This is a genomic window from Pontibacter rugosus, assembly GCF_042678745.1.
Taxonomy (GTDB): domain Bacteria; phylum Bacteroidota; class Bacteroidia; order Cytophagales; family Hymenobacteraceae; genus Pontibacter; species Pontibacter rugosus.
In genome coordinates this window covers 42,394-56,625 of record NZ_JBHTLD010000003.1, presented here as the reverse complement: position 1 = coordinate 56,625, position 14,232 = coordinate 42,394, and the positions used below count along the sequence as shown (strand labels likewise).

The following is a 14,232-nucleotide window of genomic DNA, read 5'->3' as shown; positions in this document are numbered from 1 at the left end:
AATAAATCTATATAGTAAGCGCAACTAGTAGCCACCCTCCCCGTTTAACAATACACTGTTAAAAAATTGCATTACTACAACACACGCACCTATATGAAGTTATATATACTTACTCTGACGTTTACCTTATGCATGCTGCAGATTGCCGCCGCAAAAACCTCGCAGCTGGCAGGCTGCATGCAAGAAAATAATTGCCTCAAAATAGAATACCTGGGAGCAAAGATAGCTGCTAATAAAGCAACACTTTCCTTTAAGGTTACTGCCAAATGTAAATTTGAACTTAGCCATGCTTCCTTTGAGTTAACTCCGGGCACAAAGGTTACTGCACCAGCCGCTAGCAACGGAAAGTTTGAATATAAGATTGAAACTGGCAAAAATAAGGGATACCCCGGCTTCTACTCTATAAAATATGAGGCTACAAATGCCAAAGGCTATAGCAATGGTGTTTATGACACCTTCAGTTACACTATCCCGCTGGATGATTTTGAAAGCATGAGCACCATTCGTGCCGAGGCAAAAGCAGGGAAAGAGCAATTAGTGGTAAGCTTTGATGCTAACGGTTGCCGCCCCGCTACCGGTTGTATGGTTGATGTGACAGATGCCGCCTTCCGCTTTACTGGGGCAACACCACGCGCCAATGGCACCACAGAAGTTATATTTCAGGTACAGAACAACTTGCTAACAGCCGTAAATTCTATAACCATTGAGACTCCTACTGCCGCAGGCAACATAAGTGTAGCGAACGCTAATAAGGATAATTACAGCGCAAACTTCAAGTATAATGTATCCATAGATCAGGAAGCAGACCTTATTACGTTTTATGCACGTAACGCCACAGCCTATGCAGATGGTGCAGCAGATAATTTTGCCATCATCATACCAACAGAGGCTTATGAGCAGGCGCCCTACTTTCAGCTGCAAATGGCTTCCGGCTCTACTATCTTAAATACAGGCTTCAACACACAAACCTGCGATGATAGTCCCATCAAAACTTTACCAGTAGAGTTAGTAGCTTTCAAAGGCAAAGCTACTGCCAGCGGAATAGCTCTTGAATGGTCAACAGCTTCTGAAAAAGATAACGATTACTTTGAGGTGCAGCACAGCGCGGATGGAGAAAGTTTTTCTGCCATAGGCCGGGTACAGGGAGTAGGCAACTCCAGCAACAGCCTCTCTTATACTTTTACAGATACACGCCCCAAGGCAGGAGTTAACTACTACCGCTTAGAGCAGGTTGATTTTGATGGTCAATCGCAGGAAAGCAAAGTAATTGCAGTGGAGGTAAGAAAATCAGTTGCCAATAACCAAATGCAGGTTTACCCTAATCCGGCTATAAACAACTATGTGCGGATTGCCATGCAAAACAGCAGCAAATCTATACTTCAGATTATGGATGTGAACGGCAGGCAAATCTATCATCAGGAAATACAGCAAGGAGCACAGGAGCTGGAAGTATCCATTGCCGACCTTCGTATACCCAAAGGACTATACTACATTAACCTGCAAGGCGAAAACGGCAGACAGACACAAAAACTTATAGTGCAATAGGTTTACTGCCAGCAAAAAGGGAAGGGGAACAGATACACTCTGTTCCCCTTCCCTTTTTGCTGGCAGTAAGAGCACCTTAGATTTTTTTGCTTGAAACCTGCAAAGATTAATCTGCATTTATACATGCTCTAAAATCAGATCACGTATTCTATCTCCTTGAAGGCAAAGTAATGCAGCTCCTGTGCTATTTCAACAGCTAATTTACCATCTTCCCCCACACCTACCAGTTGGCCCTGCACTTCCTTATCATTCACCCGGAAAGCATGCACCTCCTGGTAACGGTACAGCGCCTGCAGGTATTCATACTTGAGTCGGGCAGTATGGCCGTTCCTTAACTGCAAGTACCTTTTTTCAAGCAGCTCCAGCAGCCGCATAGTAACTTTCTCTAAATCCAGCGGCATGCCACATACGTTTGCCATAGATGTTGCCGTTGGATAAGAGAAAAAGCGCTGGTTCACATTTAAACCAATCCCGACGATACTGTGTTGTAAAGAATGGCTATTTATAGTGTTTTCTATCAAAATCCCGCCAAGTTTCTTATCTTCAAAGTATAAATCGTTTGGCCACTTAACCTGTGCCTGTTGCAGCCCCTGCTCTTGAAGCAGATCAAGCACGGCTAGCGAAACAGCCATGTTAAGGTTAAACTGTTGCCTTACAGCCAAAAAGGTGGGTGACAGAATTACAGATAAAGTAATGTTCTGGCCAGGCTGAGCCTGCCAGATATTACCACGCTGCCCCCGTCCGTTTGTTTGTTCATGCGTAATGATGGTGCAGCCCTCTGTGGCTTCATTTTTGATAAGAAGCTGTTGGGCCTCTGAGTTGGTTGACTCACAAACTGGCAGATAGTACAGTTGCTGACCCAGAAACAGCGTAGAAGGCATCATATATTTAGAGTAGAATTTAGTACTTTTGTAGATCAAATTTAGAGAGCACAAATGAAAGAAACCAAGGTTGAGGCTACTTCCGACATATTGGCAGAGCTTGTAGTGAAAGGCATGCAGGAAAGAAAAGCAACTGATATCGTTGTAATGAACCTCAAATCACTTAAAAACGCAGTCTCAGATTACTTCGTAATAGCATCAGCAAATTCCGATACGCAACTAGACGCCATCGCTTCTTCTATCGAGGAGGAAGTACATAAAGCCATCGGCCAAAACCCTTGGCAGACAGAAGGGCGCATGAACAACGAGTGGGTACTACTGGATTATGTTGATGTGGTAGCGCATGTTTTTCTGAAAGATAAGCGCGCATTTTATTCATTGGAAGAGCTTTGGGGCGATGCCAAGATAGAGCGCGTGGAGTCTGTCTAACAACTCAAATCAGTGCTGAACATTTGGCACGGGTTCGTGTTTTCCATACAATTGAACAAAAATATCAATGACAGAAAAAAATAATAAAGGCAACAACAAGAAGAAAAAGCCGATTATTCCAAACACTCCGCCGCGGCCTACTATGCAGCTGTGGATGCTGGCCGTGCTGATCTTGTTGATATTTGGACTTACGTGGCTGAACAAAAGCAACTCCTCTATAGAAACTAACCAGCAGGAGTTTGAAGAAATGTTGCTGAGCGGCGACGTGAAGCGACTGACCCTTGTAAACGGCAAGACCGTTGAGGTTTTCCTGAGAGACGAAGCCTTACAGAACGAGAAGTACAAGAACCTGAGAGACCGTGGCATGCTTAGCATGGAACAAGGACCTCATTATCATTTTCAGGTAATCACCGCTGAGTCGTTTAAACAAGACCTGGACAAGCTGCAGGCAGAGCTACCCCGTGAGGAGCAGGTACCGTTAAAACCTGAGTCTCGTACTGGCTTTGCAGATTTCTTCCTGCAGTGGGGCTTCCTGATTCTGTTACTGTTCGGTTTCTGGTTCCTGATGCGCCGTGTAACCTCTGGTGGCACAGGTGGTCAGATATTCAACATTGGCAAGTCTAAAGCTGCTCTTTTCGATGCAGAGAACAAGGTAAAGATCACGTTTCAGGATGTGGCTGGCCTTGAAGAAGCAAAAGAAGAAGTACAGGAGATTGTAGAATTCCTGAAGAACCCTAGCAAGTTCACCATACTTGGTGGTAAGATACCAAAAGGAGCCTTATTGGTAGGCCCTCCGGGAACAGGTAAAACATTGTTGGCAAAAGCAGTAGCAGGCGAAGCTGATGTTCCTTTCTTCTCGCTGTCTGGTTCAGACTTCGTGGAGATGTTCGTAGGCGTTGGTGCTGCCCGTGTGCGTGACCTCTTTAAGCAGGCAAAAGCCAAAGCACCTTGTATTATCTTTATAGATGAGATTGATGCTATTGGCCGCCACCGTAGCCGTGGCCAACAGCCAGGTGGTAACGACGAGCGCGAGAACACCCTGAACTCCCTGTTGGTAGAGATGGATGGTTTTGCAACAGACTCAGGTGTTATTATACTTGCAGCTACTAACCGCCCTGATACACTGGATTCTGCCCTACTTCGCCCAGGTCGATTCGACCGCCAGGTAAGTATAGATAAGCCAGATATTAACGGCCGTACCGAGATATTTGATGTACACTTGAAGCCACTAACCCTGTCAGATGATGTAAACTCAAAGAAACTCGCAGCTCAAACCCCAGGCTTTGCCGGTGCTGAAATTGCAAACGTTTGTAACGAAGCCGCTCTAATTGCCGCTCGCCGTAACAAAAAAGCAGTAGAGCAGCAGGATTTTAATGATGCTGTAGACCGCGTAATTGGTGGTTTGGAGAAGAAGAACAAGATTATTTCTCCGGGCGAAAAGAAAATCGTGGCTTACCACGAGGCTGGTCACGCTATCGCTGGATGGTTCCTGGAGCATGCAGATCCGTTGGTAAAAGTAAGTATAGTTCCTCGTGGTGTTGCCGCGCTGGGATATGCACAGTACTTGCCGAAAGAGCAGTTCCTGTATACTACAGAGCAGTTAATCGATGAGATGTGTATGGCGCTTGGTGGCCGTGCTGCCGAAGAATTAGTGTTCGGCAAAATCTCTACAGGTGCGCTGAGCGACTTAGAACGTATCACCAAAATGGCTTATAGCATTGTAACCATGTATGGTATGAACGAAAAGATCGGCAATGTATCTTTCTACGATTCTAAGCAATCTGATATGCAGTTTAACAAACCGTATTCAGAAGCAACGGCACAAACGATAGATGAAGAAGTAAGAAGCATCATTAGTGCAGCTTACGAGCGTACTAAAACATTGCTGCGTGAGAAGAGCCATGAACTGGAGATTGTATCGCAGGAGCTTCTTCAAAAGGAGATTCTGTTCCAGAACGACTTGGAGCGATTAGTTGGCCCTCGCCCGTTTGAGGCCTTAACAGCTTACCAGGCACATACAGCCGGTACAGATCGCAGCAAAACCAAAAGCGAAGTAGAGCAGCAGCACCCAGTGGAATTAGGCCAGACAAAGCACCCTGAGCAAGAGCAGGGAGGCGTGCCAGGTACACCACTGACAGGTAACGGCAGCTCACCAGCAGAACAAGATAACTTAAATTCGAGAACAGCTTGATAGAGCAGGCATGTACGAAGCAAAATCAAAAGAAATAGTATTAAGAAGAGTAAGAGAGGCGCTGGCTAAGTCGGCGCCTTTTCTGCCTCCTACCCCAGACTTTACCTCGCCATTACACCCTGTAGTGCCGGTAGAAGATCTGTCTCTGGTATTCGCGGAAATGTTTATCAAAAACGCGGGTGTATTTATCTACTGTGATGATCAGGAAGATTTCTTCGACCAGCTTTATGTATACAAAAAGGAGCAGAACCTGCAACACCTTTGTGTATGGGAGACAAACCTGCAAGGTGCCTTACAGCAGGCAGGTATAGAGATTGTAACAGACGAAGAAAACTTTATACAGGGAGTAGAAGCAAGCTTAACAACATGCGAGGCCTTGGTAGCACGCACAGGTAGTGTGATGGTGAGTTCTGCCAACACAGGTGGCCGCCGTTTAAGCATTTACCCAAGCACCCACATGGTGGTAGCCAATGCAAGCCAACTGGTACCAGATATAAAAGATGCCCTGCAACGGGTACGCAACAAGTATAAAGAAAATCTCCCGTCGATGGTTTCGCTAGTAAGTGGCCCAAGTCGCACAGCAGACATCGAGAAGACCTTGGTAATGGGTGCTCACGGCCCTAAACAGCTCGTATTATTCCTTATCGATGACCTTCCGCATTAACGAACTTGCGCCAGGCAAAAAAGTATACTTCGCTTCCGATTTTCACTTAGGTGTACCAGATGCCGAAACCAGCCGAAACCGCGAACGAAAGATTGTACGTTGGCTGGAGCAGGCAGAAAAAGACGCGGCAGCCATACTACTGGTTGGCGACATCTTTGACTTCTGGTTTGAGTATAAGCATGCTATTCCCAAAGGACACGTGAGGCTTTTAGGAAAACTTGCTGAAATAACGGATGCAGGCATTCCCGTATACTTTTTCACGGGAAATCATGATATGTGGATGTTTGACTACTTTCCATCGGAATTGAACATCCCTATAATCAGGCAGCCTATTTCTACAAGTATAGGAAGTAAAACCTTTTATATTGGCCATGGCGATGGCCTTGGCCCCGGCGACCATACTTATAAAATGCTGAAAAAGGTATTTGATAATAAAGTGTGCCAGTGGCTGTTTGCTCGTGTTCATCCAAATTTAGGTATTGGTATTGCCAATATGTGGTCTAGAAGGAGCCGCATCAGCAATGTAAAAAAGGATGAGGATTTTTTTGGAGAGCGCGAGTGGCTAGCGCAGTATTGTACTGAAGTAGAACAGCAGCAACACCACGACTATTATATCTTCGGTCACCGCCACCTGCCGCTTGAAATGCCCATTGGAGATAAAAGCCTTTACATGAACCTGGGAGAGTGGGTCAATTTTTGTACCTATGCAGTGTATGATGGCAATAACCTCGAACTGAAGACTTTTGAAGGCTAACACGTATACGTTTATACTTTGGCTGCTGCTTATAACCGCACCCGCCTTGGCGCAGGATACCATCCAAGTGCCCCTGCTACACTATAGCCATAGTATACCCACAGGTTCTGCCACTGCTATCTCACTAGACCGGGCCGGCAATGTATACCTGTTGGATAAAAACATGAACGTGCTCCGCCTCGATGCTTTGGGCCGACCAATAGATACGTTTTCGCCTCCGGCACGTGGCCGCTTTAACAGCATACATGCCTGGAACCCCATGAAGATAGTGCTGTTTTATGAGGGAAGCCAGCAATTGGTACTGCTCGACCGCTTTCTGCGCCCTATCAGCACCACTGATCTCTTAAACCTGGACTATTACAACACGGCTAAGTTGGTGGCTCCGGCAAATGACCAAGGTTATTGGCTGTTTGACGAGACAAATGCTACTCTAAGCAAACTTAACCCAAGCATGCGCGAAATCGCTGTAGAAACACCACTTAACCTGTTGCTGAACCAGGAGCAGTTTGATGCCCGGCAGCTACGGGAATATCAGAACCTGGTGTACCTTCTTGATTACAACAGCGGCATTTTTGTGTTCGATAACCTGGGCAACTACAAAACCAAGCTGCCACACACTGGCCTGCACTACATGGGTTTTCGAGGGAATGAATTATACTTTGTGAAAGAGAACAAGCTATACTTCCAGGATTTATACTCCCAGGCGACTAGAGTACTGGAGCTATCTGCCGATAAAGAATATATAAGCGCTCTTGTAGGAGAAGACCATCAGCTATATCTTTTCTCACGTAATTCAATGGATATTTACTTTACGAAGTAACTTATTTAGCCCCGGAGAATACTTTCAACCCGATGACACCAGTTATAATAAGCAATAGGCAAACAATACGGATAACGTCACGAGGCTCATTCAGAAAAATCATACCAAGCAAAGCAGTGCCAGCAGCTCCTATGCCTGTCCAGATTCCATAGGCTGTACCTAAAGGCAACGTTTTCATCGCCTGCGAGAGCAGCACGAAGCTAAGGATCATAACGATAACCGTTATTATACTTACGCCGAGCTTCGTAAAGCCTTCGCTATACTTCAGGCCAAAGGCCCATCCAATTTCACAAATACCCGCCAATATCAAGTATACCCACGCTATATTCATTCTTCAGTTTCTTTTAGTTGATGCACAAAGGTACGTATTATGGCAGGTAGGTTTAGTAAATAATCCGCTGAGTACTTATTAGACTATAAGCCGATGAAGAGGCATTAAATTGCTCATACTATCTCCATCAGCATTTCATACTGCTTCAGCACAAGCTTAAAATAACGCCGTTCCAGGAAAGAAATCAGATCTTGAGCAGCCACATCTACATTGATGAACATTAGGGCCGGAGCATGCGTCTGTCGTATTGCCTCACGCAGCAGCGCGGTGCCAACGCCCTTGTCTCGCCAGATTTTATCTACTGCCAACTGCGCTACAGCACCGTTTTTAGGAAAAAAAGCTATAAACCCTATCCGCTCCTGCTCTTGGTCAACAGCCTCTAGTATCATGCAATCTTCTGCACTACGTTTAACAGCAGTAGCATTGTTTTGCCATGTTGGCGCTACATCCCTGAAACATTGGTATATCTTCCAGTCAGGACGTTTAACAGGTACTATGGTGATGTTACCAGGAGGAGCAGGCTGTAACAGTATCTCTTTTTTTGGAGCCCGATAGCAGAAAAGGGAGCGGGTAATCTGCAAACCTATACTTTGATAAGATACGAGTGCTGGTCTATTATCCTGTAACACCTCCAATAAACATTGCTCTATACCACTTTCACGAAGCTTAGGAAGCAAGAAAGCATACAGCTGCTGAGTTAACCTGTGCCCACGAAAGGCAGGTTTAACACCAGTACCAGCATTATAGGCAGTTGGCTTCCCTAACCACTCTCCCAGCCCAGTCAATATAAAACCCGCCATTTCATCGCCTACATAAGCGGCTACACAAAAACTAGGCTCTATACCCTCACGTTTTATTTTGGCCTGAAACTGCTCCGCACTCAGCTGTATCGGCACTGCATAATCTGCAAACGCCTCCAGAAAAGTACTGCGCACCAAGGGCATTTCCTGCGGGCTTAGAAAGGTGAAACGGAATTCTGGCATCTGTTTGTCTTAAATAGATTCTCTATGCTAACACTATACCTGCTTGAAGTAAGTAACTAAAAATTAACATCTTCTACTTTTCAGCGGCTTCTGAACCTTATTTTAAACGTAATCAGAACAAGAGCAATTACTGCTAAAATAAAACTCAGTATAGCCTTTACAGAAACAGCTGCTTCTGATAGATAGTACACTAAAAACATAAAACCTATAGTCACCAACAGCCAAAGCAAGGGGTAATGTGGCACGCGGGGCAAATGCTTATATTCTTTCAATAAGAAGCCGCTGTACCCCATGTACATAAGTGCCGCAAAGGTTGTGAAAGCAGCTGCTTCTACTCCATATAACGGAATCAGCAGCAGGTTAAGGAGCACGTTACCTAAGCCAGCCACAAGCGATATTTTCCAAAGCACTTTAGTTTTCTCTTCATACGCCAGTCTGTTCACAACGGCCCAATACATAGGCCTATAGTTATAGCCCATCAAAATGATGATAGCTAGTGGGTAAGCCTGCTGTAGCTCCTCATTTTTTATAAGCAGTTGAAAGACTTCTCTCATCCAAAGGGCGGCTATAAAAGTTACTGCCAAAAATAGCCCTTGCATGATAATAGTCATTTTCCGGGCAGCCAACAAAGCTGTTTTATCGGCAGCATTACCATAATATTTGTAGTAGAATGGGCTTGCGGCCTGCTCCAGGGCATTGGTTGCAGCAGAAAAGTATAACCCAAAGCTGGAAGCAAGGCTGTAAAAACCAATGCGTGCAATAGGTATTTTCAAAGCATCCAGCACAAGTTTATCAGATGCATCCAGTAAAAAAGACGAGAAGTTGTGCGGCACCAAAGGCAATCCAACCTTAAGGGAGTGCCGTATCCGGTGCCATTTAAAATTAAAAATCGGCCATATTTTCTCCTGAAAATATACTTTCTTAAAGTATAGAAAGAAGTGCAGCACCTCACTACAGAAACTTGCATAAAACCACCCCATATAACCCAACCGCAGTTCAGCAATGAAATACACGTTTAGCGCCACCATCACCACGCCCACCAGAAAAGAGCGCCAGGCAATAGCCATAGGTTGTTGCCGCAGCAGAAAAGTAATACCGCCATAGCCAGTAGTAGGAGCTAGAAAAGCTACAGGCACCACCTGCAGCAGCACAAGCATCGAGCGGTTCTCTATGGCCTCATCAGGTACCGCAGCATATAGCACGGCAAACATGATACAACTGTACAAGATAGACCAAAGCAGCATGAAGCCATGTATTTGTCGCCAAATCCATTTATAACGCAACGGATATTTCACAAAACTATTCATCTCGACTGTACCCAGCCCCAGCGAGTGAATCAGAGTAAGTGCAGCCAGATAAGCAGACATGACCCCAGCCACACCATAATCAACGGTGGTGAGGTAGGGCGTAATTACAGGAAGCGCTAACACACCGGCAACACGTGGCAGTTGGGCGGCCAACCCATAAATGGCGGCATGTGAAAATAACTTCCGTAGCATTTCCTAAAATTATGGTTTATTTCTGAGCCTGCTACAACCTCTTCGTTTTTTCATGGGTAGCATACAAAACACTTTTGTAGACGCAGGTTGCACCAATTAGCTGCTCCTGTTGTTGCCGTAAGTAGCAGTTTTGAAGGCAGCCCAAGCAAAAGCCTAAAAATTTGTTATATTTGTTAATTAACTATTTTAGAAAACAAGAATAGCCTAGCTATATAAGGAGATATAAAAAGTGGGATGTAGTTCGTGTTCTAGTGGCGGATGCGGCACCAAAACGGCCAGTGCCGATGGCACAGAGGTAGTTGGTGGCTGCAAAAGCAACGGCGGTTGCAGCACGGGAGGCTGTAATCGATTAAATGTATTCGATTGGCTCAGCGACATGGAGATTCCAATGTCGTTTGAGGAGTTCGATATTATAGAAGTAAGGTTTAAAGGAGGTCGTAAAGACTTTTACCGTAATATAAACAGGCTTGACCTCACTACCGGCGATGCAGTGGTAGTAGATGTGCCGAATGGCCACCACATTGGCTTCGTGTCGCTTAAAGGAGAACTTGTTCGGCTGCAAATGCTGAAGAAGAAGGTAGATAACAACGAAGAAATTCGCAGTATCTACCGCATTGCCAATGAGCGCGACATGGAGAAGTTTAACGAGGTGCGCGATCAGGAGGGAACAACCATGTACCGCAGCCGTGAAATTATTCAGCAGCTGCGCCTCAAAATGAAGCTTTCGGATGTGGAGTATCAGGCAGACCGCGCTAAGGCCACCTTTTACTACTCAGCCGACGACCGTGTAGACTTCCGAGACTTGATAAAGAAGCTGGCTGAGGAGTTTAAGATCCGTATCGAGATGCGCCAGATCAGCCTGCGCCACGAAGCAGGTCGCTTAGGAGGTATTGGCTCTTGCGGACGAGAACTTTGCTGCTCTACCTGGCTCACTGATTTCAAAAGCGTGTCTACCACAGCAGCGCGTTATCAGAACCTATCGCTCAACCCCAGCAAACTGTCTGGCCAGTGTGGCCGTCTAAAGTGCTGCCTTAACTATGAGCTTGAAACCTATATGGATGCCTTAAAAGACATCCCTACTGTTAACAGGCCGTTACAGACACAGCAAGGTGATGCCATACTTCAGAAGACCGACATCTTTAAACGCATGATGTGGTTTGGCTACAAAGGAGACAACAACTGGTATCCGGTGCCGGTTGAGCGGGTGCAGGAGATACAGGAGTTAAATGCTAAAGGAGTACCTGTGGAGACCTTGCTGCTGGAAGTAGAGGAAGAGCCAAAGCAGAACGAATTTGTTACGCAGGTTGAAGGCAGCCTGGAGCGCCTCGATGACAAGTATAAAGCCAAGAAGAAGAAAAAGAAGAAAAAGAAGAAACTTGGCGGAGTAGATGAGGTACAGCAGGAAAAAGCAGAAATGTCGCAGACTGCTACTGTAAAAGAAAAACCAGAGCGAGCTGCAGGTGAACAGCCGGCTCAGGAAAGACCACGCAGACAGCGGCCACCGCGTAACAAAAACAGAAACGACAGAGAACCTCAGCAGGAGAACAAAGAACCCCGTGAAAGCAGAGAGCCTCGTGAGCCACGCGAAAACCGTGAGCCGAGACAGCGCCGTGATAACCGTGAACCAAGACCGCCAAGAGCAGAGGTAGCAGGTAATGGAAATGCGCCGGAGGGTGCTCCGCAAGGCACGGGCGAGCAAAAGCAAAAGCGACGCTCCCGTAAACCGTTCAAAGGGAAAAAACCTGAGCAGGGTAATAAACCACCACGTACCGATGCATAACAGTATAGTGATGTGTGCAGCAGCCTTGTTGTTGCTGCTTGTAAGTTGCGACCCGGCACGGGTGTATGAGCAAAACGTAGATTTGCCTGAAGGTAGTTGGCAGATCGACAATGCTCCTGTGTTTGAGTTTGAGATAGAGGATACCACGCAGCGATACGATGTTTTTTTCAATGTGCGGTATAACCTGCAATACGACTATTATAATCTGTACCTGCGCCACCAACTAATGGGCCCTGATAGTACCCAACTCTCTGCGAAACTGCATGAGGTGCTGCTAATGGATTCAAAAACAGGGAAGCCCTTGGGTAAAGGCTCCAGCGATATTTACGACGTGCAGGCACTGGCACTGGATAACGTTAAGTTCAGCAAGCAGGGCAAGTATAGGTTGCAGTTAACCCAGTATATGCGCCGCGATCCATTGCCCTATATACAGGCAGTTGGCGTCCGAATCGCAAAAGACAATAAACAGCCGTAACCTCACCAGTTCATCGTACTGATAAAGCCCCACCTGAAAGCAATTAGCAGGTGGGGCTTTTTATTTTAGTACTTCATTTAATTCACCGGCTCATGTAAATAACACGTATAACACATGCAGAAACTAAACTCTGCCTATAAGAGTATGGTTTACATGCACTAACTTCACAAGCACCTGTCAATAGATGAAATCCACACTAATAATACTTGGTTCTATATTCACCTTGTTCTCTTTTCTGCCGCTCATCCGCACGCCCCTTTGGTGGATCAGAGTGATGGACTTTCCGCGCCTGCACGTAGCTATTTTTTTAAGTATTATCCTGGTTGCCTATGCTTCCTTGTTCGGAGTACATGGCCCCATAGAGATAGCCATGCTGACAATTTGGGCACTAGCTATTCTGAACGAAATTCGCTATATCTATAATTTTACCCCACTGGCTAAAGTAGAAGCGCTCCGAACAGAGCAGGAAAAGCCCAACAGTTCCTTTACCATGATGATGGCCAATGTACGGATGGTAAACAAAAAATATCAGAAGTTTTTGGATGTGGTATTGAAAGAAGACCCTGACATGCTGGTTATGAACGAACCCAATCAGGCATGGCACGACAACGTATGTGAAGAGCTAGACAAGCGCTATCCTTACTCAATTAAAAAGCCCCTGGAAAACACGTATGGCATGTTGTTTTGGAGCAAGTTTAAATTGCATGACAGCGAGATCAGGTTTAACGTAGAAGATGATATCCCATCGTTCTATACAGTAGTGGAATTGCCTGATGGCAAGAAATTCGATTTGTTTACAGTGCACCCGCAACCGCCTCGCCTAATGCTGAACACAGAAACACGCGAAGCCGAACTGTTGCTAGTAGCCAAAGAGTCTAAAAAAACGGCTTACCCTTCTGTTGTAGCCGGAGACTTGAACGATGTAGCCTGGTCTAACACAACAAAGCTGTTTAAGGAGGTAAGCGGCATGATAGACCCGCGCGTAGGCAGAGGCTTTTACAACACCTACAATGCGCACATTCCGGTGTTTCGTTACCCACTCGACCATGTATTTTATGATCCTTTGTTCCGCCTTGTAAGCTTGCGCCGCCTGAGCAAATTTGGTTCAGACCATTTCCCAATGACAATCACTCTAAACTATGAACCGAAGCACGAGGAAAAACAGGTACATCCACATGCTGACATAGAAGATAAGCAGGAGGCAGAAGAGCTAATTCAGGAAGGACTGGAGAAAGGCGAGGAACGAAACCGTGAAAAACAAGAGCAGACTAAATCATAGACCGCCCTATAAAAAAACCCGCCCAGTAACCTGAGCGGGCAGAAGAATGCTTGAAAGTGACCACCGGCCAGCTTAAATCTAACTTAGATTTTCTCTACGTTGATAGCGTTCAATCCTTTTTTGCCATCCTTAACTTCGTAAGAAACGCGATCGTTCTCGCGTACTTCGTGGATTAGGCCTGACTGGTGCACAAAGATGTCTTGGTTTGTGTCATCTGCTACGATGAAACCGAATCCTTTGGATACGTTGTAGAATTTTACTGTACCTGTTTTCATTATAATAAAAAAAATAATTAATAATGAGGCAAATGTAAGTAGAAGTTTTGAATATGTAATCAACGCAAATTCAAAATAATAACCGTTACAACATCAAGCAATTACCCTCTTTTCCGGCTATTACAACCCAATTCAAAAGTAACTTCGGCGTTAGCCTTGCATTACTTTATAACACCCTTTCAGTACCTCAAAAAAACAGGCTCTACAAGTTACAGTCGTGCTCATAGGCAATAACCCTGTTCTCTGTGGTTCGTATAGCTAAAACATTCAGTTACACTTAAAAAGCAATGTTACTCACGTAATGTTGCAGTATAACTGCAACTAAA

The 14,232-nt window shown here is 45.4% G+C and carries 14 protein-coding genes; 9 read left to right on the top strand and 5 right to left on the bottom strand.

Going from position 1 to position 14,232, the window contains the following annotated elements; translation table 11 throughout:
• Positions 1-177 precede the first annotated feature (177 nt).
• A complete protein-coding gene (locus ACFQ2O_RS00840) occupies positions 178-1,545 on the top strand; it encodes a T9SS type A sorting domain-containing protein (RefSeq protein WP_377522121.1) in 1,368 nt (455 codons plus the stop codon).
• A gap of 134 nt (positions 1,546-1,679) precedes the next feature.
• On the opposite strand, the gene ACFQ2O_RS00835 is transcribed toward ACFQ2O_RS00840, so the two are convergent.
• The gene (locus ACFQ2O_RS00835; RefSeq protein ID WP_377522120.1) at positions 1,680-2,429 is read right to left on the bottom strand and encodes a biotin--[acetyl-CoA-carboxylase] ligase; all 750 of its coding nucleotides are present in this window, start codon (positions 2,427-2,429) and stop codon (positions 1,680-1,682) included.
• Positions 2,430-2,480: 51 nt separating this feature from the next.
• On the opposite strand from ACFQ2O_RS00835, the gene rsfS reads away from it, so the two are divergent.
• From rsfS to ACFQ2O_RS00810, 5 genes are all read left to right on the top strand, one after another.
• Positions 2,481-2,855 (top strand): ribosome silencing factor, encoded by a 375-nt coding sequence (gene rsfS, locus ACFQ2O_RS00830; protein WP_377522119.1) that lies wholly within the window; start codon positions 2,481-2,483, stop codon positions 2,853-2,855.
• A gap of 67 nt (positions 2,856-2,922) precedes the next feature.
• Positions 2,923-5,046, top strand: coding sequence for an ATP-dependent zinc metalloprotease FtsH (gene ftsH, locus ACFQ2O_RS00825; protein ID WP_377522116.1), 2,124 nt, complete (start codon positions 2,923-2,925; stop codon positions 5,044-5,046).
• Positions 5,047-5,056: 10 nt separating this feature from the next.
• Positions 5,057-5,710: a LutC/YkgG family protein gene (locus ACFQ2O_RS00820; RefSeq protein WP_377522114.1), complete on the top strand. Its 654-nt coding sequence runs from the start codon at positions 5,057-5,059 to the stop codon at positions 5,708-5,710.
• Positions 5,694-6,464, top strand: a complete 771-nt coding sequence (locus ACFQ2O_RS00815; protein WP_377522112.1) for a UDP-2,3-diacylglucosamine diphosphatase — start codon at positions 5,694-5,696, stop codon at positions 6,462-6,464. Before ACFQ2O_RS00820 ends, ACFQ2O_RS00815 begins: the two co-directional genes overlap by 17 nt.
• Entirely contained in the window at positions 6,454-7,284 is an 831-nt protein-coding gene (locus tag ACFQ2O_RS00810; RefSeq protein WP_377522111.1) for a hypothetical protein, read from the top strand. Before ACFQ2O_RS00815 ends, ACFQ2O_RS00810 begins: the two co-directional genes overlap by 11 nt.
• A 1-nt stretch (position 7,285) precedes the next feature.
• On the opposite strand, the gene ACFQ2O_RS00805 is transcribed toward ACFQ2O_RS00810, so the two are convergent.
• The 3 genes from ACFQ2O_RS00805 to ACFQ2O_RS00795 all read right to left on the bottom strand — a co-directional run bounded on the left by ACFQ2O_RS00805 (position 7,286) and on the right by ACFQ2O_RS00795 (position 10,097).
• Positions 7,286-7,615 (bottom strand): DMT family transporter, encoded by a 330-nt coding sequence (locus ACFQ2O_RS00805; protein WP_449301384.1) that lies wholly within the window; start codon positions 7,613-7,615, stop codon positions 7,286-7,288.
• A gap of 113 nt (positions 7,616-7,728) precedes the next feature.
• On the bottom strand, positions 7,729-8,598 hold the full coding sequence (locus ACFQ2O_RS00800) for a GNAT family N-acetyltransferase (protein WP_377522109.1): 870 nt from the start codon (positions 8,596-8,598) through the stop codon (positions 7,729-7,731).
• A gap of 80 nt (positions 8,599-8,678) precedes the next feature.
• Positions 8,679-10,097: a lipopolysaccharide biosynthesis protein gene (locus ACFQ2O_RS00795; RefSeq protein WP_377522108.1), complete on the bottom strand. Its 1,419-nt coding sequence runs from the start codon at positions 10,095-10,097 to the stop codon at positions 8,679-8,681.
• A gap of 376 nt (positions 10,098-10,473) precedes the next feature.
• Here ACFQ2O_RS00795 and ricT point away from each other — a divergent pair, with 376 nt between their 5' ends.
• The 3 genes from ricT (at position 10,474) to ACFQ2O_RS00780 (ending at position 13,631) form a co-directional block, all read left to right on the top strand.
• Positions 10,474-11,877 carry a PSP1 domain-containing protein gene (gene ricT / locus ACFQ2O_RS00790; protein ID WP_377522127.1) on the top strand — a complete coding sequence of 468 codons (1,404 nt, stop codon included), beginning with the start codon at positions 10,474-10,476 and terminating at the stop codon, positions 11,875-11,877.
• Positions 11,870-12,352 carry a gliding motility lipoprotein GldH gene (locus ACFQ2O_RS00785; protein ID WP_377522107.1) on the top strand — a complete coding sequence of 161 codons (483 nt, stop codon included), beginning with the start codon at positions 11,870-11,872 and terminating at the stop codon, positions 12,350-12,352. Before ricT ends, ACFQ2O_RS00785 begins: the two co-directional genes overlap by 8 nt.
• Positions 12,353-12,536: 184 nt before the next feature.
• Complete coding sequence (locus ACFQ2O_RS00780; RefSeq protein WP_377522105.1) at positions 12,537-13,631, top strand: endonuclease/exonuclease/phosphatase family protein; 1,095 nt, start codon at positions 12,537-12,539, stop codon at positions 13,629-13,631.
• An 83-nt stretch (positions 13,632-13,714) separates the two neighbouring features.
• Here ACFQ2O_RS00780 and ACFQ2O_RS00775 read toward each other — a convergent pair whose 3' ends face one another.
• Positions 13,715-13,906, bottom strand: coding sequence for a cold-shock protein (locus ACFQ2O_RS00775; protein ID WP_377522103.1), 192 nt, complete (start codon positions 13,904-13,906; stop codon positions 13,715-13,717).
• Between the last annotated feature and the right edge of the window lie 326 nt (positions 13,907-14,232).